15 protein-coding genes are annotated in these 23,353 nt (G+C 71.5%); 9 read left to right on the plus strand and 6 right to left on the minus strand.

Annotated elements, in window-relative coordinates; all coding sequences use genetic code 11:
- Positions 1-88: 88 nt before the first annotated feature.
- Entirely contained in the window at positions 89-1,258 is a 1,170-nt protein-coding gene (locus Q8W67_RS20325; RefSeq protein ID WP_305549264.1) for an MFS transporter, read from the minus strand.
- A gap of 345 nt (positions 1,259-1,603) precedes the next feature.
- Between Q8W67_RS20325 and Q8W67_RS20330 the strand changes: the two genes are divergently transcribed.
- Positions 1,604-1,795, plus strand: a complete 192-nt coding sequence (locus tag Q8W67_RS20330) for a hypothetical protein (protein ID WP_305549267.1) — start codon at positions 1,604-1,606, stop codon at positions 1,793-1,795.
- A 261-nt stretch (positions 1,796-2,056) separates the two neighbouring features.
- Positions 2,057-3,466 (plus strand): malonyl-CoA decarboxylase, encoded by a 1,410-nt coding sequence (locus Q8W67_RS20335; RefSeq protein ID WP_305549269.1) that lies wholly within the window; start codon positions 2,057-2,059, stop codon positions 3,464-3,466.
- Positions 3,467-3,476: 10 nt separating this feature from the next.
- On the opposite strand, the gene Q8W67_RS20340 is transcribed toward Q8W67_RS20335, so the two are convergent.
- The gene (locus Q8W67_RS20340; RefSeq protein WP_305549277.1) at positions 3,477-4,064 is read right to left on the minus strand and encodes a TetR/AcrR family transcriptional regulator; all 588 of its coding nucleotides are present in this window, start codon (positions 4,062-4,064) and stop codon (positions 3,477-3,479) included.
- A gap of 52 nt (positions 4,065-4,116) precedes the next feature.
- On the opposite strand from Q8W67_RS20340, the gene Q8W67_RS20345 reads away from it, so the two are divergent.
- Together Q8W67_RS20345 and Q8W67_RS20350 are read left to right on the plus strand one after the other, a co-directional pair.
- The gene (locus tag Q8W67_RS20345; protein ID WP_305549280.1) at positions 4,117-4,566 is read left to right on the plus strand and encodes a monooxygenase family protein; all 450 of its coding nucleotides are present in this window, start codon (positions 4,117-4,119) and stop codon (positions 4,564-4,566) included.
- A gap of 140 nt (positions 4,567-4,706) precedes the next feature.
- On the plus strand, positions 4,707-6,215 hold the full coding sequence (locus tag Q8W67_RS20350) for a malonyl-CoA synthase (RefSeq protein WP_305549283.1): 1,509 nt from the start codon (positions 4,707-4,709) through the stop codon (positions 6,213-6,215).
- A 46-nt stretch (positions 6,216-6,261) separates the two neighbouring features.
- On the opposite strand, the gene Q8W67_RS20355 is transcribed toward Q8W67_RS20350, so the two are convergent.
- The 4 genes from Q8W67_RS20355 to Q8W67_RS20370 all read right to left on the minus strand — a co-directional run bounded on the left by Q8W67_RS20355 (position 6,262) and on the right by Q8W67_RS20370 (position 8,583).
- On the minus strand, positions 6,262-7,041 hold the full coding sequence (locus tag Q8W67_RS20355) for a hypothetical protein (protein ID WP_305549286.1): 780 nt from the start codon (positions 7,039-7,041) through the stop codon (positions 6,262-6,264).
- A 203-nt stretch (positions 7,042-7,244) separates the two neighbouring features.
- On the minus strand, positions 7,245-7,616 hold the full coding sequence (locus tag Q8W67_RS20360; protein ID WP_305549289.1) for a DUF3618 domain-containing protein: 372 nt from the start codon (positions 7,614-7,616) through the stop codon (positions 7,245-7,247).
- Positions 7,617-7,621: 5 nt separating this feature from the next.
- The gene (locus tag Q8W67_RS20365) at positions 7,622-8,059 is read right to left on the minus strand and encodes a phage holin family protein (protein WP_305549292.1); all 438 of its coding nucleotides are present in this window, start codon (positions 8,057-8,059) and stop codon (positions 7,622-7,624) included.
- Between the two features lie 2 nt (positions 8,060-8,061).
- Positions 8,062-8,583: a hypothetical protein gene (locus Q8W67_RS20370; protein WP_305549295.1), complete on the minus strand. Its 522-nt coding sequence runs from the start codon at positions 8,581-8,583 to the stop codon at positions 8,062-8,064.
- A 468-nt stretch (positions 8,584-9,051) separates the two neighbouring features.
- Between Q8W67_RS20370 and Q8W67_RS20375 the strand changes: the two genes are divergently transcribed.
- From Q8W67_RS20375 to Q8W67_RS20395, 5 genes are all read left to right on the plus strand, one after another.
- Positions 9,052-10,473, plus strand: coding sequence for a trehalose-6-phosphate synthase (locus Q8W67_RS20375; protein WP_305549297.1), 1,422 nt, complete (start codon positions 9,052-9,054; stop codon positions 10,471-10,473).
- 42 nt (positions 10,474-10,515) lie between these two features.
- Positions 10,516-12,633 carry a glycogen debranching protein GlgX gene (glgX, locus tag Q8W67_RS20380; RefSeq protein ID WP_305549300.1) on the plus strand — a complete coding sequence of 706 codons (2,118 nt, stop codon included), beginning with the start codon at positions 10,516-10,518 and terminating at the stop codon, positions 12,631-12,633.
- 194 nt (positions 12,634-12,827) lie between these two features.
- Positions 12,828-14,633, plus strand: a complete 1,806-nt coding sequence (gene treZ / locus Q8W67_RS20385; RefSeq protein WP_305549303.1) for a malto-oligosyltrehalose trehalohydrolase — start codon at positions 12,828-12,830, stop codon at positions 14,631-14,633.
- The gene (locus Q8W67_RS20390) at positions 14,630-19,555 is read left to right on the plus strand and encodes a malto-oligosyltrehalose synthase (protein WP_305549306.1); all 4,926 of its coding nucleotides are present in this window, start codon (positions 14,630-14,632) and stop codon (positions 19,553-19,555) included. Before treZ ends, Q8W67_RS20390 begins: the two co-directional genes overlap by 4 nt.
- Positions 19,556-19,867: 312 nt before the next feature.
- Positions 19,868-23,251 carry a maltotransferase domain-containing protein gene (locus Q8W67_RS20395; protein ID WP_305549309.1) on the plus strand — a complete coding sequence of 1,128 codons (3,384 nt, stop codon included), beginning with the start codon at positions 19,868-19,870 and terminating at the stop codon, positions 23,249-23,251.
- Positions 23,252-23,353: the final 102 nt, after the last annotated feature.

The raw sequence follows: 23,353 nt of genomic DNA on the forward strand, positions 1-23,353 counted from the left end.
CAACAGTCGAGGAGATGCGCTTATCCTGTTGTTTTATATCCATTTCATATACGGATAGGCACGTCGACGCGCCGTCCGGTCCGGCGGCTCAAGCCGGCGCGCGCCCATGGGGATCGCGCAGCGCGACGATCACCGCCAGCGCCGAGAAGGCGAGGCCCACCGCGCAGACCCCCGGCCAGCCGAGCAGCAAGAAGGCCTGCGAGCCGGCGAAGGCTCCGAGCGCCCCGAACACGAACAGGGTCGTGAACAGCACGGTGTTGATGCGCCCCCGCGCCCCCGGGACCAGGGCGTAGGCCCGGGTCTGGTTGGCGATGAGCGCGCCGTTGATGCCGATGTCGATGAGCAGGACGCCGAGCGCCACCGCGATGAGCGACCATGCGCCCGCGGCCCAGAGCACCACGAAGGACAGGGCGACCATCAGGCTGCCGCCGAGCACCACCGGCCGGGCGCCTCGGGTATCGGTGAAGCGGCCCGACATAGGCGCCATGAAGGCGCCGCAGACGCCGATCACCCCGAACAAGCCCGCCCCGGCGGCGGAGAGCCCGAAGGGCGGCCCCTCCACCAGCAGCGCCAGGGTCGCCCAGAAGGCGTTGAAGGCGGCAAACAGCAGGGCCTGCGACAGGCTCGCCGTGCGCAAGACCGGCTGCGTGCGGGCCAGATGGAGGATCGACAGCATCAGGGCGCGGTAGCGCAGGGGATGGGTCTGCGGCGTGTGCGGCAGGGTCGCGCGGGCGATGCCGGCCATGGCCAGGGCCAGGAGGGCGGCCGCCAGGAACACGGCGCGCCAGCCGAGATGCGCCCCCAGCAACCCGCTCACGGTACGGGCGAGCAGGATGCCGGTGAGCAGCCCGGTCATCACTTGGCCGACGATCCGCCCGCGGCTCGCATCCGGGGCGAGCTCGGCCGCGAACGGCACCGCCTGCTGCGCCGCGCAGGCGAGCACGCCGACGACCAGGTGGGCGACGGCGAGGCAGGCGAGGTTCGGGGAGAGGCCCACCGCGAGCAGCGCCAGGGCGAGGCCGAGGCACTGCCACACGATCAGCCGTCGGCGCGGCAAGGCGTCGCCCAGCGGCACGAGCCCGATGATGCCGAGCCCGTAGCCGACCAGCGCGGTGGTCGGCACCCACAGGGCGGCGCGGTCGCCGAACTCGGACACGATCAGCCCGAGCAGCGGCTGGTTGTAATAGATGTTGGCGACGGCCCCGCCGGCGATCAGCGTCAGGCCGAGCCGGGCCTTCGCGTCGAGGACGGTGGTCACGACAGGGTCGGGAGCGGGCAGGCGCGCCCTCGCGGGAGGGCCATCATGCGGGCCATCATCGGGTCCATGTACGGGAGGGAAGGGCGAGGCCGGACCGATACGGGCAGAGCGCGATGTCCGGCAAGCTGCGGCCATGCATCCCTGCCGGGCACGCCCGCGCCTCTTCACGGGGGGTCGTGCCGCACCATATGCGACCGATGCGGTTCAAGCCGTCCGCACGAGAGACGCCGCCGCGGGCCAGGTCCCGGGCGTCGCGCCGGCTTCGGGTTCCTCACCCGATGACGACCGGAGGGCCGGATTCGTTCCGCGTGGACGCGCCTGAAACCGCTGCAGCAGGAGTACGGGATGCCGAACTACCGCGTCGACTTCGCCAAGGAGATCCTCGGGGTGCCCTTCACCATCGGGTCCGTCGAGATCATGCGGGCGCGCGATCCGGAGCGCGCCCGCCGCGCGGCCGAACTCCGCTTCGCCCGCCAGCACGGCGTCGGCGACTGGCGGGAACGGGCCGACCTCGCCACCGTGGCGGAGCTCTTCTGATCCTGCGGGATCCGCCCGTCACACGACCTTCGTCCCAAGACCGCACGTTCAACACCCGGGGCGCCCCGCGACCGCTCTAGCTCTGGTCGCGACGGCCGCGCCGCCGTAGAGTGGCAGGCAGGATCGGGAACCTGATCCGCCTCACCTGTCCGGGGCCGACGGTTCCCGGATTCGCGGTTTCACGCGCCTCCGATCGACGAGCCGGCGTCACGGGGCCGGGTGCGCTTCAGGTCCGGGCCGGCGGAGGTCAGTGCGAGGGTCATGGCGGCGATCTCCTTCTTCGGCGACCTGCTTCAGACCATCAGCGAGCGCGGCCGCGACCTGATCGGCATCGGTCGCGGCGATCTGGCGAGCCGGGCCAGCGCGGGCGAGCTGGTCAAGCTGTGCGAGGACCTCATCTCCCGGCGCGGCGAGGCCTCCGGGGTGGCGCTGGCCCGGCTGATCCTCGACCGCTACGCGAGCTTCGGCCAGGGCGAACGCCACGCCTTCCTGCGGGCCATCGCGCTGGACTTCGATGCGGACGACGCGGCCGTCGACGCGGCGATCGCCGCCTACCGGGCCGACCCGACCCGCGCCCGCCTCGGCATCCTGCACGAGGCCGCCGAGCCGCGCAGCCAGGAGCTGATCCGCCGCCTCAACCTCGCCCGCGGGGGCACGCTCAGCCTCGTGCGGATGCGCGAGGACCTGTTCGACCTGCGCCGCGCGCTCCGCACCGGGGACGAGGCCGACCCGGCCCTGCTGGACGCCGCCGACAGCCTTGATTCCGATTTCGAGCATCTGTTCGCCTCGTGGTTCAACCGCGGCTTCCTGGTGCTGCGGCACATCGACTGGACCACGCCGGCGCATATCCTGGAAAAGATCATCCGGTACGAGGCGGTGCACGCGATCACCGGGTGGGACGACCTGCGCGCCCGGATCGAGCCGCCGGACCGGCGCTGCTTCGCGTTCTTCCACCCGGCGCTCGCCGACGAGCCGCTGATCTTCGTGGAGGTGGCGCTCACCGACCAGGTCGCGCCGGCCATCGCGCCGATCCTGTCGCGGGAGCGCAAGCCGCTGCAGCCGCAGGCGGCCACGACGGCGATCTTCTACTCGATCTCGAACTGCCAGAAGGGGCTCGCGGGCGTCACATTCGGCAACTTCCTGATCAAGCAGGTGGTCGAGGACCTCACCCGCGAGATGCCCGCGCTCAAGACCTTCGTGACCCTCTCGCCGGTGCCGGGCTTCTCCGCCTGGCTCACCCGGGAGCGCCGGGCCGACAGCCCGCAGGGCCTGCTGCCCGAAGACGTGGAAGTCCTGCGGGCGCTCGACGATCCAGACTGGCCTGCCGACAAGGCCCGGGCCGAGGCGGTGCGCAAGGCGCTGATCCCGGCGGCGGCGGCCTATTTCCTGCGCGCCAAGAACGAGCGCGGGCGCCCGCTCGACCCGGTGGCCAGGTTCCATCTCGGCAATGGCGCGCGGCTGGACCGGATCAACTTCCTCGGCGACACCTCGAAGAAAGGCCTGGCCCAGTCGCACGGCCTGATGGTGAACTACCTCTACGACCTCGCGGCGATCGAGAAGAACCACGAGACCTACGCCAATCTCGGCACCGTGGCGGCCTCGCCGGCGGTGACCCGGGAGCTGCGCGCCAAGCTGCCGCCGCCGCGGTCGGTGGTGCTCGCCGAGGCATGAGCGGACCGCCTTACGCGGAGGGTTCGGGCACGCCCGCCATCAGCCGGGCGAGATGCAGGGTGATCCGCCGGGCGACCGCCCCCGTCCCGCCGGCCTCCGGGGGGATCCGGCCGTCGAGGATCAGCGCGGCGAGCCCGTGCACCAGCGACCACGCGGCGAGCGTCAGGTCCTCGGCTGGCATCGCCGGGCCCGCCAGCGCGGCGGCCCGGGCCTCCAGGATCCCGTAGGCCCGGGGTCTGTCGGGTTTCCGGCAGGGGGTCATGAACATCAGCCGGAACAGGGCGGGGCGCCGGCACGCGAAGGCGACGTAGGCCGCCCCCTGCGCGGCCAGAGCCTCTGCGCCCGCCGCCGAGGCGTCGGCCGTGCCCAGCGCCTCGGCGAGATCCTCGAAGCCGCGGGCCGCGACCGCCTCCAGGAGGTCCTCCTTGCCGGCGAAGTGGCGATAGGGCGCCATCGCCGAAACCCCGCAGGTCCGGGCCACCGCGCGCAGCGACAGGGCCGCCTCGCCCCCGCCCTCCAGCAGTTCGAGCGCCGCCGAGACCAGGGCCGCGCGCAGGTCGCCGTGGTGATAGGCCTTCTCGGACCTCGATGTTGACACTGTACGCGCACCCTGTATGTTTACACCGCATACAAGCGCAGGAGGCCGCGCCATGCAAGCCGCACCGATCCGCCGCTCGGTGGACCTCTCCGCCCATCCCGACCTCGTGGTGGTGTATCTCGGCTTCCGCGTCACGCGCTGGCGCGGCCTGCTCGCCCTCATCGGGCTCGGGCGCGACATCGCAGGGGCGGTGCGGGCGCGGCCGGACGGGCTGCTCGCCCACGAAACCCTGCTCTTCGGACTGAATCACGTCGGCATGCGCCAGTACTGGCGCGACCAGGAGAGCCTGGAGCGCTTCACCCGCTCGGAGCCGCACCGCACCTGGTGGCGGGACTTCTCCCGGGATGCCAAGGGCTCCGGCTTCTGGCACGAGGCCTATGCGAGGGGCGGCATGGAGGCGATCTACGTCGGCATGCCGGCGCCCACCGGCCTCGGGCTGTTCGCCCCCGAGCGCGCTCCGGACGGCGCGTTCCTGTCCTCGCGGCAGCGGCTGGCCGCCTGAAATGGCCCACCGGCGGGGACCGGTCCGGTACCGGCGAGCGCGTGGAAGCCACGACGGCGAGCCGGCCCCGATTGCGACGCGATCGGAAACGGCTCTATGGGTGCCCGTGACCCGCGGCCCGTGATAGCTCAAGCCTCACGATGACGAACCACCTCTTCTCCCTGGTCCGGGACGGCGTCCCCGACCTCGCCAAGACCGTGATCGAGACGCCGGAGGGGCGCCGATACGCCTACGCGGACCTGATCGCCCGTTCCGGCGCCTACGCGGCGGCCCTGCGGGCGGCGGGGGTGCAGCCGGGTGACCGGGTGGCGGTCCAGGTCGAGAAGAGCCCCGAGGTGATCTTCCTGTATCTCGGGGTGGTCCGGGCCGGCGCGGCGTTCCTGCCGCTCAACACCGCCTACACCCCGGCCGAGATCGCGTATTTCCTGGGCGACGCCGAGCCCGCGCTCTTCGTCTGCGATCCGGGCCGGCGCGACGCCCTCGCGCGGGCCGCCTCCGGCATCCGCCAGGTCTGGACCCTCGACGCGGCGGGCGCGGGCAGCGCCGCCGAGGCCGCGGACCGGCAGACGGGCGATTTCGCGGACGTGCCCCGCGGGCCGGCGGATCTCGCGGCGATCCTCTACACCTCGGGCACGACCGGGCGCTCGAAGGGCGCCATGCTCACCCACGACAACCTCGCCTCGAACGCCCGCACCTTGGTCGACGTCTGGCGCTTCACCGCCGACGACGTGCTGATCCACGCCCTGCCGGTGTTCCACACCCACGGGCTGTTCGTGGCGACCAACACGGTGCTGGCGAGCGGCGGCACGATGCTGTTCCTGCCGCGGCTCGACCCGAAACTGATCCTGAGCCTGATGCCCAGGGCGACCACCCTGATGGGCGTGCCGACCTTCTATACCCGCCTCCTGAAGGAGGCGGGCCTGACCCAAGAGGCGGCGAAGGGCATGCGCCTGTTCGTGTCGGGCTCCGCGCCGCTGCTCGCCGAGACCCACCGGGACTGGCAGGCCCGGACCGGCCACGCCATCCTCGAGCGCTACGGCATGACCGAGACCAACATGAGCACCTCGAACCCCTACGACGGGGACCGGGTCGCCGGCACGGTGGGCTTTCCGCTGCCGGGCGTGTCCCTGCGGGTGGTCGAACCGGAGACCGGAGCGGAGCTGGGGCCCGACGCGGTCGGGATGATCGAGGTGAAGGGCCCGAACGTGTTCACGGGCTACTGGCGCATGCCGGAGAAGACGCAGGCCGAGTTCCGGCCGGACGGCTTCTTCATCACCGGCGACCTCGGCAAGATCGATGCGCGCGGCTACGTCCACATCGTCGGGCGCGGCAAGGACCTGATCATCTCCGGGGGCTTCAACGTCTACCCGAAGGAGGTCGAGACCGAGATCGACGCGCTACCCGGCGTGGTCGAATCCGCGGTGATCGGCCTCGCCCATCCGGATTTCGGGGAGGCGGTCACCGCCGTGGTGGTCGGTGGCGCGGACGCCCCGGACGAGGCCGGGGTGCTCGCCGCCCTGGAGGGACGGCTCGCCCGGTTCAAATGCCCCAAGCGCGTCCTGTTCGTGGACGAGCTGCCGCGCAACACCATGGGCAAGGTGCAGAAGAACCTGCTCCGCGCGGCGCATGCGGGGCTCTACGCGGCCTGAGCCGGACCGGCCGATCCGCCCTTGTCCAGCGGATCGGCGATGGACGTCAGAGGTTGTGCGCGGTCCGCTCGCTGGCGGGCGGCATGTGGTCGTCGGCATCCGCGACCTTGCGGACCGCCGCGTTGAGGTTGTCCGGGTCGAGGGCCGTCTGGACGAACTCCCGGCCCATGCTGGTGACCTCGCGGGCGTAGCGCAGGCCCTGGTCGCGGACCTCATCGGCCCAGGGGCCGATGTTCCGGTCCTCCTGGCGGGTGCGCGGCAGCAGCGCACCGAGCAGGAGGCCGGCGGCGACGCCCACCACGCCCACCAGGAGCGGGTTGTCGTCCACGAAGCGCTCGACCGCGCTGCGGCCGCGCTGGAGCCCGTCGATGCCCTTGACCGTCAGGTCGTCGATCGTGCGCATGTTCCGCTTGTGGATCGCGCCCACATGCTCCTGCGCCTCATCGTAGGCGGCGGCGGCGCGCTCGCGGACCTGATCGGCCGCCCCGCCGAGGCGCTCCTGAATGTCGCTCGCCAGGCCCGTGACCGTCTCGCGTGCCTGGCCGGCCAAGTCGGCAGCGCGCTCGCTCGCCGCGTGGACCCCCTCCTTCACCGCGGAGGCCGCCTCCGCCGGGCGCGGATCGCCGCCGTGCGGGCGGGGATCGTGCAGACCGAGCGGGTCGGGGCGGAGCGTGAAGTCGCCGGCCGCCTCCCCGGGGGCCACGTGCGGGTCGCCGTGGCCGGCCGGATCCGGCCGCAGGCTCGAACCCGTCGGCAGGCCCGCTGCGGCGGTGCGTTGCTCGGGGAAGCTGGTTGGGTTGGCGGGATTACCCGGTTTGTCGGTCATGGCGGTGTCCTCGGATGTCCGTCTCGGCGGCGCGCAGAACGCGCGGGCGGTGTCGCTCGTCCGGCCTTCCGGCCGGCCTCGGGTGGTCCGAGCGGAATCGGATCGGGCGATTCCGCTCATCGTCTTGTCCCGGCATCGTGCTGTCCGGCGAACCGGGGCCGCCTCGGCGCAGGATGCTTGGGTCTCGAGCCCGCGTCGGGCGGTCAGATGTCGGTCTTCTCCAGGGGATCGCGAGCCGGGTGCACCGTCGGGAGGTCGGGGTCGTAGCCGCGGGCCGTGCCGGTGTTGAGCGCGGCCACGCGCTCGGCCGAGACCTGGGTGCGGCGGCGCTCCGCATCCCGGGCCATGCGGTTGAACAGGAGCCCCACACCGGCGGCGATCAGCAGGACCGGAACGGGATTGCGGCGCACAGCCTCCAGGGCGCTGTCGTAGGCGCCGTTCAGGGCCGGCACGCGCCGGGCATTGCCCAGCATCTCGTCCACGATATTCGGCACCGAGAGCTTGCCCTGGATGCGGTCGATCGTGTCGTCGAGCCGGGCCCGGCTCTCCTCGATCTCCTTCTCGAGGTCGTTCATCGAACTCATCCGGACACGCGCTCCGACAGGGCCTGGGCATCCTGGCGAACCTGGCGCGTGGTGCGCGTCGGGGCCAGGGTGGAGAGAGAGAGGACGCTGCGCGCCCACAGGGCCATGCCGACGGCGATGACCAGCAGCACGCCGCCGACGATGAGGGCCGAGAGCCATTCGGACCCCACGATGGTGGCGAGCCACTTCACGAAGGCGCCGATCAGGATCAGCAGGGCGACCACTGCGAACACCGCCGAGCCGACCATGCAGGCGAGGCCCACGACGAGCTGGCGGACATTGCCGGCCATCTCGGCGCGGAACAGCGCGATCTCCTTGCGGGCGAGGTCGTTCGTCTCCCGCAGGGCATCGCCGATCAGGCTCTGGATGCTGGTGGCGCCGGCTTGACGCGGATCTTGGCGTGAATCTTGGCGCGGATCAGGGCCCTGGGTCATGATCAGGCCCGGAAGCTGTCGCGGGCGTCGCCATCCGGCGCCTCAGGCGGCAGGCTCGACGACTTGATGAAGCGGGCGGCGATCAGCCCGGCCACGAAGGTGCCGACCGCCACTGCCACCGGCGCGCGCCGGGCGAAGGCCTCGGCCTCGTTGTAGAAGTCGCCCAGGCTGCGCCGCTCGATCGTGGAGCCGAGCTGCTCCAGCCCGTCGGCGGCGCTGTCGAAGAAGGCGCGCACGTTCGGCTTGTCGCCGATGTCGCGGCCGGAATTGCGGATCGTCTGCGCGAGGTCCTGGACCGACTGCGCCGCGTCGCTCTTGCGCCGCTCGACGTAATCCTGAGCCTGCAGCCGTGCGGCGTCGAGAAGCCCGCGCCCGCGCTCGGCCGCCACGTCGGCCAGACCCTCGACGTCGCCCTGCAGGGCGCGCCAATGGGCGCGCTCGCCGCCGGCCACGCCCGGCTGGTCGTGGAGCGGATCCCGGATCGGAGCGTCGGGTGCACGCTGCGGAAACTCGTTGCCGGCCATCTCAAAAACACTCCTCGCGGCGCGGGGTACGGTGCCGCTCGCGGCGACCGCGGCCTCCGCGATGGCTGAGTAACCGGCTGGGCTGTCACCGGTTCCGGCGCCATCTCCGCGCCGGACGGTACCTGACCCGCGCCGCGCGCCGGAGCGGCTCGGGCAGGGCCCGGCCCGCCGCTCAGCCGGCGTTCAGGCGCGGTCTGACAGAACGGTCAAGCTCGCACAACGGTCGCCCGGCGGATCGCTCCCGCCGGTCCGCCTGGGCGGCGCGACACGTCCGCGGCACCGGACAGGGCGGCCGCCCCGTCCCGGCTCAACGGAGCCCTCGACTTGACCCGCGCCCGGCTTCACGCTTGGGTTGCCTCGACAAAGGATCGCGCAGGGTCTCCGCGCGTTCTAAACATACAGAAGTCCCGATGCAGGCGCGGCGAGATCCTCGACTTGACCCGCGCCCATGATCCGGAGCCGACCCGCGTGGCACGCCTTGTGATCGTATCCAACCGTGTCGCCATCCCGGAGGACGGCGGCAAGGCGGTGGCGGCGGGCGGCCTCGCCGTCGCAGTCAAGGAGGCCTTCACCGCCTATGAGGGGTTGTGGTTCGGCTGGAGCGGCAACATCACGGAGGAGCCCTCCGAGGAGCCGACGCTGATCGACCGGGGCCGGGTCCAGTACGCCGTCGTCGACCTCTCGCCGCAGGACCACCTCGAATACTACGCCGGCTTCGCGAATCGGGCGCTCTGGCCGATCATGCATTACCGGCTGGGCCTCGGCGCCTTCTCGCGCTCGGACTACGCCGGCTACAGTCGCGTCAACCGGACCTTCGCGCGGGCGCTGGCCAAGCTGGTCGAGCCCGACGACATCATCTGGGTGCACGATTACCATCTGCTGCCCCTGGCATCCGAGCTGCGCGGCCTCGGGCTCGACAACCCGATCGGCTATTTCCACCACATCCCCTGGCCCGCCGCCGACGTGTTCAACTCGCTGCCGGCGAGCGGGGAATTGCTGCGCGCCATCGTCGATTACGACCTGATCGGCCTGCAGACCGAGGCGGACGTGCAGAATCTCCAGCGCAACCTCGTCGATACCCAGCGGGCGATCCCGCTGGGCGGCGGGTCGCTGATGGTCGACGGGCGCCGCACCCGGATCCGCGCCTTCCCAATCGGCATCGATGTCGCCGGCTTCAAGGAGGCCGCCGAGAAGGCCAACTCCAACAAGGTCGTGCGCGAGACCATGGCGGGCCTGCGCACCCGCAAGCTGCTGATCGGCGTCGACCGGCTCGACTACTCGAAGGGCGTGTCCGAGCGGATGGAGGCGGTGGAGAGCTTCTTCGCCTCGAACCCCGACCAGCGCGGCAACGTCACCTACATCCAGATCACCCCGAAATCCCGCAGCGAGGTGCCGGAATACGAGCAGCTGGCTCGGGACGTGAACGAGAAGGTCGGCGAGATCAACGGGTCGCTGGGCGACCCCGCCTGGACGCCGATCCAGTACATCACCAAGGCCTATCCGCGCCCGGTTCTGGCCGGCCTCTACCGGGCGGCCCGGGTCGGCCTGGTCACGCCGATGCGTGACGGCATGAACCTCGTGGCCAAGGAATACGTGGTCGCCCAGTCCGAGGACGATCCCGGCGTGCTGGTGCTGTCGAAATTCGCCGGCGCGGCCAAGCAGATGCCCGAGGCGCTGCTGATCAACCCCTACGACCGGTTCGAGGTCGCCGAGGCGATCCGCGCCGCCCTGTACATGCCGAAGGCGGAGCGGGTCGCACGCTGGAAGCCGATGGTCGAGCGCATGACCCGCGAGGACGTCGATTGGTGGGCCCGCAACTTCCTGTCGGAGCTTGAGAATTTCCGCACCATCGAGCGCGAGTCGTCCACCGCCGCAGCAGCCGCCGAGTAGCCGGATCCCCCCGTCGATCGCATCTGGCCCCGGACCCCACGCATGATCGCCGTCGATGACGGGGTGCCGGCACCCCTCGGCGCGCATTTCGACGGGCGCGGCGTCAACGTCGCCCTGTTCTCCGAACACGCCACCGCGGTCGACATCTGCCTGTTCGAGCCGGGCGAGCGGCACGAGACCAGCACGGTCCGGCTTCCCTGCCGCACCGACGACGTCTGGCACGGCTACCTGCGGGGGGTGCTGCCGGGCCAGCTCTACGGCTACCGGGTGCATGGGCCGTGGGACCCGGCGAACGGCCACCGGTTCAACGCCTCGAAGCTGGTGCTCGACCCCTATGCAAGGGAGATCCGGGGCCGGATCCGCTGGCACGACGCGCTCTACGGCCATCGTCGCGGCCGCGAGGACCGGATCGACCGGCGCGACAGCGCGGTCTACATGCCGAAATGCGTGGTCACCGCCCCCGAAGTGCCCGACCTCGCCCTCGCCCCTGTGCGCCGGCCGCTCACCGAGACGGTGATCTACGAGGCCCACGTCAAGGCGCTGACCCGCACCCATCCCGACATCCCCGAACCTGAGCGCGGCACCTATGCGGCTTTGGCCCACCCGGCGATCATCGAGCATCTGGTCAAGCTCGGCGTCACGGCCCTGGAACTGCTGCCGATCCAGGCGTTTGCGGACGACCGCTTCCTGGTCGAGCGGGGGCTCGTCAACTTCTGGGGGTATCAGCCCCTGGGCTACTTCGCCCCGGACCCGCGCTACCTCGGCGAGGGCGGGCTCGGCGGCCTCAAGGCGGCGATCCGAGAGCTGAACGCCGCCGGGATCGAGACCTGGCTCGACGTGGTCTACAACCACACCGCCGAGGGCGACCATACCGGCCCGACCCTGTCGTTTCGCGGCATCGACAACGCCAGCTACTACAAGCTCGACCCCGCCGACCCGCGCCAGACCGTCGACTGCACGGGCTGCGGCAACACCTTCGACGCGAGCCACCCGCGGGTGATGCAGCTCGTGCTCGATTCCCTGCGCCACTGGGTCACCGCCTACGGCATCGCGGGCTTCCGCTTCGACCTCGCCTCGAGCCTGGGGCGGTCGCCGCTCGCCTTCACCCCGCAGGCGGCATTCTTCCAGGCGGTGGCGCAGGATCCGGTGCTCGCCCGGGTCAAGATGGTGGCCGAACCCTGGGACATCGGGGAGGGCGGCTACCAGCTCGGCGGCTACCCGCGCGGCTGGAGCGAGTGGAACGACAAGTTCCGCGACGCCGCTAGGGGCTTCTGGAAGGGCGATTCCGGCACCCTGGCGAAGCTGACCCAGGGGCTGACCGGCTCGCGCGAGGTGTTCGCCCCGTCCCGGCGCACGCCGCTCGCCAGCGTCAACTTCATCGCCAGCCACGACGGCTACACCCTGGCCGACACGGTCGCGTACGAGCGGAAGCACAACGAGGCCAACGGCGAGGACAACCGCGACGGCCACGGCCACAATGTCAGCTGCAATTACGGCGCCGAGGGCGACACCGACGACGTGGGCGTCCTGGCCCTGCGCGCCCGCCAGAAGCGCAACATGCTGGCGACCGTGATGCTGGCTCAGGGGGTGCCGATGCTGCTGATGGGCGACGAGCGCTCGCGCAGCCAGGGCGGCAACAACAACGCCTATTGCCAGGACAATCCGACGAGCTGGATGGACTGGACCAGCGATCCCGATCCCCTTCTCACCGGCTTCGTGGCGAACCTCCTGGCCCTGCGCCGGGCGCAGCCGGCCCTGCGCCGCCGCACCTTCTTCACCGGGGAGCTGATCGACCCGGAGGAGCCCCTGCGGGACGTGCACTGGCTCGCCCCCGAGGGCACCGAGATGGAGAACCACCACTGGGCCGACGACGGCCTCCAGGTGTTCGGCATGCAGATCGGCAACGACGGCAGCGCCGGCGACCGGCTGCTGATCCTGTTCAACGCCGGGGCGGAGCCTCGCACGTTCCACCTCGTCCCGGTGATCGGCGGCCCCTGGATGCCGGTCTTCGACACGGGCGAGGCCACCGGCACGGTTCCGCCGGGCGCCCCGTCCTACGAGGCCGGCGCCGCCGTGCCGCTGCCCGGCCGCTCGGTGCTGGTGCTCACCACGGCGGGCGTGGAGGCGGGGGCGCGGACCGGGTGGGTTCCGGGGCGCTGAGAGAACGGGCCGTCGGCCCTGAGCGCCCGAATCGAGCCGCGAGGCCTGTGACCGATACGACCCGTTGCCGAGTCGTCATGCTGCCATAGCTGCGCTGCGGGAACCGGATCGACCCCGGGGCCTTCTCCCACGACAGTGACCCCTGCCGCGCTTGCGCTCCGGTGTGCGCGGCCAACGACGAGGACGGTGGCCCGATGCGGCGCACCCACAGCATGGATTTCGGAGCCGAGATGGTGGAGGGCGGCGTGCGCTTCGCCCTCTGGGCGCCGACCGCCAAGAGCGTCGAACTCGTCGTCGACGGCACCGCTCATCCGCTGCCCGAATCCGGCGGCGGCTGGCGGCGCACCGCCCTGCCCGGGGTGAAGCCGGGGGCCCGCTACGGCTTCCGCATCGACGGCGACCAGGTCGTGCCCGATCCCGCCTCGCGCTTCCAGCCGGACGACGTGTCGGGTCTCAGCGCGGTGGTCGACCCGCGCGCCTATGCGTGGTCGGATGAGGGTTGGACGGGCCGCCCGTTCGAGGAGGCGGTGATCTACGAATGCCATGTCGGCACCGCGACGCCCGAAGGCACCTATGACGGCCTGCAGGCGCGTCTGCCCGACCTCAAGGCGCTCGGGGTCACGGCGATCGAACTCCTGCCCCTCGCCGACTTCAAGGGCTCGCGCAACTGGGGCTATGACGGCGTGCAGCCCTTCGCGCCCGACCACGCCTACGGCCGCCCGGAGGACCTCAAGCGCCTGATCGACGCCGCCCACGGCCTCGGGCTGATGGTCTATCTCGACGCGGTCTACAACCATTTCGGCCCGGCCGGGAATTACCTGCACGCCTACGCCAAGACGTTCTTCACCGAGCGCCACCAGACCCCCTGGGGCGCGGGCATCAACTTCGACGGCAAGGAGAGCGGCGCGACGGTGCGGCAGTTCTTCATCCAGAACGCCCTGTACTGGCTGGAAGAATACCATTTCGACGGCCTGCGCTTCGACGCCGTCCACGCGATCCTCGACGATTCGCCGCGGCACTTCTTGGCCGAGCTCGGCGAGACCGTCCGGCGCACCTTCCCGGACCGGCAGATCCACCTGATGCTGGAGAACGAGGCCAACCAGGCCCGCTGGCTGGAGCGCGACGCCGCCCGCCGCCCGAAGATGCACGACGCGCAATGGGCCGACGACCTGCACCATTGCTGGCACGTGCTGCTCACCGGCGAGGATGCCGGCTATTATGAAAGCTTTGCCGACAAACCTGTCGAGCGCCTGGCCCGCTGCCTGGCGGAGGGGTTCGCCTACCAGGGCGAGCCGTTCCCGACCCTCGACAACCATCCGCGCGGCGAGCCCTCCGGGCACCTGCCGCCGTCGGCCTTCGTGACGTTCCTGCAGAACCACGACCAGGTCGGCAACCGGGCGCTCGGCGAGCGGCTGTCCCATCTGGCAGATCCCAGGAAACTCGATCTCGCCCGGGCGGGCCTCCTGCTGGCGCCGCAGATCCCGATGCTCTGGATGGGCGAGGAATGGTCGGCCTCGGCGCCGTTCCTGTTCTTCGTCGACTTCGCCCCGGACGAGGATCTGAACAAGGCGGTGCGGGACGGCCGCCGCCGGGAATTCAAGAGTTTTGCCGCGTTTGCGGACGACACCTCGGTCATCCCCGACCCCACCGAGGCGCAGACCTTCGCGGATTCGAAGCTCGACTGGTCCGAGCGGGCACGCTCGCCCCACCGGGAGGTCCTGGCCGAGACGACGCGCCTGCTCGCCTTGCGCCGCGACGTGACCGTGATGCTGGCGAAGTCCGGCTACCAGGGGGCTGCCGCCACCCTGCCGCGTCCCGACGTGGTCGACTGCACCTGGCGCTTCGGCGCCGGCACCCTGCGGTTCGTCGCCAATCTCGGAGACGCGCCCTTCGCGGTGGATCCGGGGGGCGCCAGGATGGTCTGGACCAATGCCCCGGACGGGACCGGGAGGGCCTTGCCGTCCTGGACCGGCGTCGTCCTCACGGAGGCCCGCGCGTGAGCGACCTCGAGACGCTTGCCGACCTCGTCGGCGTCGCGGCCGGCTACACGGACGCCTTCGGCCAGCCCGTCGAGACGTCCCTGGAGGTGCGGCGGGGCCTGCTCGCGGCCCTCGGCTTCGCGGTCGAGGACGCGGCGGGGGTGGCGAAGAGCCTCGCCCAGGTCGAGGCCCTGCGCCGTGGCCTGGTGCCGCCGCTCCTGCCCGTGGAGGCCCGCCGGGCGGCCCGGGTGCCGGTGCGCAGCCGCGACGGCGCGCCCCACACGCTGGTCTGGCGCCTCGTGGACGAGCGCGGGACGGCCCGCGAGGGCCGGTCCAACATGCAGGGATCCGGACCCGGCCAGGACGCAGGTTTCGAGCTGCCGCCGCTGACCCCCGGCTACCACCGCCTCACCGTCCAGGCCGGCCGAGTCCGCGCCGAATCCTGGGTGATCGCCGCGCCCCAGCGCTGCTGGCGCCCGCGCCCCTACGCGGAGGAGGGGGCCTCCGACTGGGGCATGGCCGCGCAGCTCTACGGCCTGCGCTCGGCCACCAATATCGGCATCGGCACGTATGACGACGCGGGCGAGGCCGCCCGGGAGGCGGGCCTGCGCGGGGCGGCGTTCCTGGGGTTGAGCCCGGTCCACGCCCTGTTCGGCACCGACCGCACCAAGATCTCGCCCTACTCGCCCTCCTCGCGCCTGTTCCTGGAGACGCTGTTCATCGCGCCGCGCAGCCTGCCGGGACTGCCCGGCTCCCGGGCCGAGGCGCTCTTGGCCGAGCGCGCGGATGCGGTCGCCTCCTTGCGCGAGGCGGCCCTGGTCGACCACCAGGGCGTGGCCGACGTGCTCGACCCGGTGCTCAGGGCGCTCTGGGCGGAGTCCCCCGCCCGCGCCGGCACCGATGCGGGCTTCGAGCGCTTCCGCCGGGAGGGCGGCGCGGATCTCGAGGCGCACGCCGTGTTCGAGGCCCTGTCGGAGCATTTCCGCGGGCAGGGCGCGCACTGGCTGGGCGACTGGCCGGCGGATTATCGCCGCGCCGGCACCGAGGCGGTGCGCAGCTTCGCGGCCGGGAACGCCGAGGCGATCGGCTACCACGCCTGGCTGCAATACCTGGCCGACGGCCAGCTCGCCGCGGCCTCCGCGGCGGCCTTGGGCGCCGGCATGCGGGTCGGGCTCTACCGCGACCTCGCGGTCGGCGCCGACCGGGGCGGTTCCGAGATCTGGTCGCATCCCGAGCGCTTCGCCGAGAAGGTCTCGATCGGGGCGCCGCCGGATCTGCTCGCCCCCAGGGGCCAGAACTGGGGCCTGCCGGCCTTCGACCCGCTGGAGATGGAGCGCGACGGGCTTAGTGCCTTCCGGGCCCTGGTCCAGGCCAACATGCGCCATGCGGGCGCGATCCGCATCGACCACGCCTTCCAGCTCGCCCGCCTGTTCCTGATCCCGCTGGGCGCGGGCGCCCAGGCCGGCGCCTACGTGGCGATGCCGTTCGAGCCGATGCTGGCGGTTCTGCGGCTGGAGAGCCACCGCAACAAGTGCCTCGTCATCGCCGAGGATCTCGGCACCGCCCCGGAGGGTTTTTCCGACGCGCTGATGCGGGCCGGGGTGCTCAGCTACCGGATCCTCGCCTTCGAGCGGGAAGGGGACGGGCGGTTCAAGGTCCCGTCGGCCTATCCGCGGGACGCGCTCACCGCCATCACCACCCACGACCTGCCGACCTTCGTCGGCTGGTGGCGCGGGGTCGACACCGACACCCGCCAGTCGCTGGGCCTGTACGACCAGGACCGGGCCGAGGCCGAGCGGGCCGAGCGGGTGGTCGAGCGCCGCCGCCTCACCGAGGCGCTGGCGGGCGAGCAGCTGCTGCCCTCCGCCGAGCCGCCCGACGCGGCGCCGTTCGAGGCCGCCGCCCGCTACCTCGCCCGCGCGCCGTCGATGCTGACCGCCGTTCAGTACGAGGACGTGGTCTCCGAACTCGCCCAGGCCAACGTGCCGGGCTCCACCGAGGGCTATCCGAACTGGCGGCGCAAGCTCGACCGGGACCTCGTCGACATCGCCGCCCCCGGCGGCCCGCTGGCCAAGCTGGCGGCCGCGCTCTCGGCCGAGGCGCGGGGGCCGCGCTCGGGCGCCGCCCGGCTGGCGGCGCCGCCGCCGCACGCGACCTATCGGCTCCAGTTCCACAAGGACTTCACCTTCGCGGATGCCGCGCGCATCGTCCCCTACCTGAAGAAGCTCGGGATCAGCCACGTCTACGCCTCCCCGCTCCAGAAGGCCCGGGCCGGCTCGACCCACGGCTACGACATCGTCGACCACGGGGCGATCAACCCGGAACTCGGCGGCGAGGCGGGCTTCGTGGCCTTCTCCGAGACCCTGCACGTGCACGAGCTCAAGCTGCTCCTCGACATCGTGCCCAACCACATGGGCGTCGGCGGCTCCGACAACCCGTGGTGGCTATCGGTCCTGGAATGGGGCTCCCTGTCGCCCTTCGCCGATGCCTTCGACATCGACTGGCAGCGCCTCGGCGCCGGGCGCAACCTCGTGATCCCGTTCCTCGGCGACCGCTACGGCGAGGCCCTGGAGAAGGGCACGCTGGAGCTGAAGTTCGATCCCGAGACGGGGGCGTTCAGCGTCTGGCACTACGAGCACCAGCTGCCGATCCGGCCGCTCAGCTACCCGACGATCCTCAACCGGGTGATCGCCGCCATCGGGGCCGTGGACGACGACACCACCGCGGAGCTGCTCGCCATCTCCGAGCGCCTGCGCGCCATGTCGATCGACACCGACCCGGACCGCCGCCGGGGTTTCCCCGAGGAGGCCGAGGGGCTCAAGCGCCGGCTCGCCGAGATCTACGGCGTCTCGAGCCTGATCCAGGAGGCCACTGCGAACACCCTGGCGCTGCTCAACGGCTTCAAGGGCCGCCCGGACAGCTTCGGGCCGCTGCACCGGCTGCTGGAGGCCCAGGCCTACCGGCTGGCCCATTGGCGGGTCGCCTCCAGCGACATCAACTACCGCCGCTTCTTCGACGTGAACTCCCTGGCGGGCCTGCGGGTGGAGCTGTCCGACATCTTCCACCGCTCGCACGAGACCGTGTTCCGGCATATCCGCGAGGGCCGGATCGACGGGTTGCGCATCGACCATATCGACGGGCTCGCCGACCCGCTGGGCTACGCGCGGGCGCTCCAGGCCGCCGTGGGCCCGGGCTTCTACGTCGTGGTGGAGAAGATCCTGGAACCCGGGGAGCGGCTGCGGCCCTGGCCGGTGGCCGGCACCACCGGCTACGACGTGCTCAACCAGCTCGACGGCATCCTGGTGGATAAGGGCCGGCAGGGGAAGGTCAAGCGCCTCTACGAATGGGCCACGGGCTACGACGAACCCTACGGCTTCCAGCTCCGCGCCGCCAAGGCCGAGATCCTGGAGATCAGCTTCGCCAGCGAGCTGGAGGTGCTGACCACCGACCTGAAGGAGGTGGCCGATGCCGACCGGCGCACCCGCGACTTCACCGTCAACGCCCTGCGCCGGGCGCTGATCGAGATCATCGCGCGCTTCCCGACCTATCGCAGCTACCTGCCGCCGGAGCTGGAGGAGGGGGAGGTCGAGCCCGAGGACGTGCGCCTGATCGAGGGGGCGGTCGCCAAGGCCAAGCGCTGGTCGGGCCTGCCCGACCGCTCGGTGCACGACTTCGCCGCCAGCGTCCTGCTCGGGCGCGTCGAGACCGCGGGCCCGGGCCGCCCGGATCCGCGGGTGGTGCTGCGCTTCCGCCGCCGGTTCCAGCAGCTCACCGGCCCGGTCATGGCCAAGAGCCTGGAGGATACCCTGTTCTACCGGTACGCCTGCCTGCTCGGCCTCAACGAGGTCGGTGGCGATCCGGGAGAGTACGGCATCGACGAAGGCCATTTCCACGACCTCCAGGTCGCCCGCGCCCGCGACTGGCCGAACGCCATGATCACCACGGCGACCCACGACACCAAGCGCGGCGAGGACGCCCGGACCCGGCTGCTCGCCCTCTCGGAGATCCCGGAGGGCTGGGCCGGCGCCTGGGATCTGTGGCAGCGCACGGCCGGGCCGCACCTCGCCCGCATCGACGGCGAGCCGGCTCCCGATGCCAACGACCAGTGGATGTTCTTCCAGGCGATCCTCGGCGCTTGGCCGCTGGACCTGCTGGAGGGGGACGCGGCGGACGCGATCGCGGCGTTCCGCGACCGCCTGATCGCCTACGGCGAGAAGGCCATGCGCGAGGGCAAGCGCCGGTCGAGCTGGGTCAATGTCGACGCGGTCTACGAGGGCGCGGTCCGGAAGCTGTTCACCGCGCTGATCGCCCCGGGCTCGGACTTCTTGGCGGAACTCCGGCCGTTCGCGCGGCGGCTCGCCCATCTCGGCATGCTCGCCGGGCTGGGGCGGACGGTGCTGAAATGCACCCTGCCGGGCCTGCCCGACACCTATCAGGGCACGGAGATCTGGGATTTCTCGTTCGTGGATCCCGACAACCGCCGCCCGGTGGACTACCCCGCCCTGGAGCAGATGCTCGAACAGGGCGGCACCCCGGCCGCGCTGCTGCCGCACTGGCCGGACGGGCGGGTGAAGCAGGCGACGCTGGCGCGGCTGCTGGGCGAGCGGGCCGAGCGCCCGGCCTTCTACGCGAGTGCGGCCTACGAGCCGGTCGCCGCGAAGGGCGACCGGGCGGGCCACGTGATCGCGTACCGCCGGACCGATCCCGGCGAGGAGGGCGGCGACCTGTTCGTCGCGGTGCCGCGCCTGGTCGCGGATCTCGTCGGCGCGGGTGTCTGGTCGGGGGAGGCCTTCGCGGGCACCCGGGTCGATCTCGGGGCCGGCACCCGCTGGCGCGACATCGTCTCGGGCCGGATCGTCGAGGGGCACGGGGAGGGCGACGGCGTCGATCTCGGCCTGCTCCTGCGCGACCTGCCCTACGCGGTCCTGCGGCGCGCTCCGTGAGGAGCTTCCCACCGCGGTGCCAGCCCGTGCTTCGCCACGGGCGGTGGGAATTCGCAACCCGGTCCCTCGTTCCGGGCTCCCCTGCGCGGCCCCGGAACGACGGTGCGGATTTCGGACTCGGAGCGGGAGGCACGTCCGGCGACGAACGTGCGCTCGACCGGCGTGATCCCCGCTGCGACGCGGGCTTCCCCGTAGCCCTGTCATGCAAATCTGCTGAGGGAAGACCGGCGCGGGCCTGATCCGCGCCGGCCGCCGGACACGCCCGGGCGGTTCGGGCGTTACGAGACTCGAGACCAGGAGCCAGAGGCCAGCATGAACGCACCGACCAAAGCCGCTGCGACGACCGGGGCCGAGGCCGTCCTGCCGGCCTCCCTGGCGCCCCGGGCCGAGGGGCCGCGGATCTACAACCTGTTCCCGCTCCTGGTCGGGCGCGTCTCCGACTGGGCAGCCGAGCTGCCGCGGATCGCGTCCTTGGGCTTCGACTGGATCTACCTCAACCCGTTCCACCAGACCGGCGGATCGCGGAGCCTCTACGCGGTGGCCGACCCCGAGCGGCTCGACGAGCGGTTCCGGGATCCCGACGGCACGCCGGACGACGCGCAGATCCGCCGCTTCTGCGCCGCCGCGAAGGCCGCCGGCCTGTCGGTGATGACCGACCTCGTGATCAACCACACCGCCGACAACGCCCGGCTTGCCCTGGAGCGGCCCGACCTGTTCATGAAGGAGCCCGACGGCTCGATCATGCATCCGGCCGCGGTCGATCCGGACGATCCGTCGATCCGCACGGTCTGGGGCGACCTCGCCGAACTGGACTATCACACGCCGTCCGCCCGCGAGGAGCTGACCCGGATCTGGGGCGCCTACGTGGCCCGGCTGCAAGACCTCGGGGTGGCGGGATTCCGGTGCGACGCGGCTTACAAGGTCCCGCCGGAGACCTGGCGCATCCTGATCGGGGAGGCGAAGGGCCGCGATCCCGCCTGCCTGTTCGCCGCCGAGACCCTGGGCTGCACCTTCGAGGAGGCGAAGGCCACCGCGGGCGCGGGCTTCGACTACCTGTTCAACTCCTTCGCGTGGTGGGACCTGCAGAAGCCCTGGGCCCTCGACCAGTACGAGCGCCTGCGGGTGCTGGCGCCCTCGATCGCCTTCCCGGAAAACCACGACATGACGCGGCTCGCCGCCGGGATCGAGGGCGGCCCGGAGGCGGCGGCGGCGCGTCTGCGCACCCGCTACGCGCTGGCGGCGTTCTTCTCGGCCGGGGTGCTGATGCCGATCGGCTACGAGTGGGGCTACCGCCGGGCGCTGCACGTGGTCGAGACCACGCCGAGGGATCGCGAGAACGACACCGGCATCGACATCTCCAATTCGATCCGGGCGATCAACGCCCTGCGGGCGGAGCTGCCGGCCGCCAATGTCGAGGGCGCCCAGATCCGCATCTCGGCCCCGGACAGCGACCTCGTGGCCTTGGCCCGCTTCGACACCGGCCATCCGGCCTCGGCGCAGCACGGGCTGATCGTGCTCTACAACCCCTCGGACCGGCCGGTGCCGGTGGATGCCGGGACGCTCATCGCCCGCACCGGCGGCATGCTCGGGGCCTTCGTCGACCGGACCCCGGAGGCCGAGCCGATCGCGTTCCATCCCGGCAGCGCCATCGACCTGCTTCCGAGAGAGCTGCGCATCCTCAGTGCCGCCGCCGCCCAGGTCGCCCGGCAGCCGGAGCGCGGCGAGCCGGACGGCGAGGGCCGGGTGGTGATCGAGGCCGTGAGCCCGGAGATCGACGGCGGCCGCTCGGCGGTCAAGCGCGTCGTCGGCGAGTCCCTGCGGGTCGAGGCCGACATCTTCTCCGACGGCCACGAGATCATCGACGCGGCGATCCTGTCGCGGGTCGCCGGCACCGAGGCGTGGCGCGAGGACCCGATGGTCTTCGTCGACAACGACCGCTGGGGCGGGCACTTCCCCCTGGAGCGCAACGCCCGCTACGAGTTCACCCTGATCGCGTGGCGCGACCCGTTCTCCTCCTGGGTGCGCGACACCCTCAAGAAGCGCGCCGCCGGGATCGACATCCGCCTGGAGACGATCGAGGGCGTGACGCTGGTCGAGACCACGGCGTCGCTGGCCCGGAGCCACGGCCAGGGCCGCGACGCCGAGCGGCTCGCCGCCCTGGTGGCCGCACTCGCCGCCGAGGAGACCGGCTCGGCCGCCCAGCTCGACCGGATCCTCCGGCCCGAGGCGGCCAGCCTCGTGCGCCGCAACGCCGAGCGGGTGAATCTCACCCGCTATCCCGTGATTCTGCCGGTGATCGCCGACCGCCTCGCGGCCCGCTTCTCCGCCTGGTACGAGATCTTCCCGCGCTCGCAGTCGATGGACGTGAACCGCCACGGCACCTTCGACGACGTGATCGCCCGCCTGCCCGAGATCCGCGAGCTCGGCTTCGACGTGCTCTACTTCACGCCGATCCACCCGGTGGGCCGCACCAACCGCAAGGGCAAGAACAACACCCTCACGGCCGAGCCCGGCGATGTCGGCTCCGTCTACGCGGTGGGCTCGGAGGAGGGGGGCCACGAAGCCGTGCATCCCGACCTCGGGACGCTCGCGGATTTCAACCGGCTGGTGGCGGCCAGCCACGCCTACGGCATGGAGATCGCCCTCGACTTCGCGATCCAGTGCTCCCCCGACCATCCCTGGATCAAGAACCATCCCGAATGGTTCGAGTGGCGCCCGGACGGGACGCTGAAATTCGCCGAGAACCCGCCCAAGAAGTACGAGGATATCTCGAACGTCCATTTCTACGGCGGGGCCCTGCCCTCCCTCTGGATCGAGCTGCGCGACATCCTGCTCGGCTGGTGCGCCCGGGGCGTGCGCATCTTCCGGGTCGACAACCCGCACACCAAGCCGATCCCGTTCTGGGAATGGGTGATCGCCGAGGTCAACGGCCGCTACCCGGACGCGATCTTTCTCGCCGAGGCCTTCACCCGGCCGAAGATGATGAAGAAGCTCGCCAAGGCCGGCTACCAGCAGAGCTACACCTACTTCACCTGGCGCAACACCAAGCAGGAGCTGACCGAGTACGCCCTGGAGCTGGCCGGCGAGATGGGCGAGTACTATCGCCCCAACTTCTTCGCCAACACGCCGGACATCAACCCGTACTTCCTCCAGACCAGCGGCCGGGCCGGCTTCGTGATCCGGGGTACCCTCGCCGCCACCCTGTCGTCGGTCTACGGCATCTATAACGGCTTCGAGCTGTGCGAGGCGGCGCCCTACCCGGGCAAGGAAGAGTACCTCAACTCGGAAAAGTACGAGCTGAAGGCCTGGGATTACGACCGGCCCGGGAACATCCGCGAGCACATCGTCACGCTGAACAAGATCCGGCGCGAGAACCCCGCCCTCTGGGATTTCCGCAACGTGGTCTTCACCGGCGCCTCCAACGACCAGATCATCGCCTACGCCAAGGCGACGCCGGAGCGCGACAATTGCATCTTCACCATGGTCAACCTCGACCCGAAGAACCGCCAGGAATGCACCTACGAGGTGCCGCTCTGGCTGTTCGGCCTGCCCGATGACGGCTCCGTCGAGGTTGAGGACCTGCTCCAGGGCTACAGGTTCGAGTTGCGGGGCAAGACCCATCGCATCGCCCTCGATCCGGCCGAGCGATCCTGCGTGATCTGGCGTCTCCGGGCGCCACGGCGGGTTGCGGGCTGAGGCCGCGCATGGCACCTGACCATGACCCATGACCCCGGCGGCGGGCCTGCCCGTCGCCGACCATTGCCCCGCGCGGCCCACCGCTCGCGCCCCGGCCGGTCC

This window comes from Methylobacterium sp. NEAU K (assembly GCF_030700285.1).
GTDB lineage: Bacteria > Pseudomonadota > Alphaproteobacteria > Rhizobiales > Beijerinckiaceae > Methylobacterium.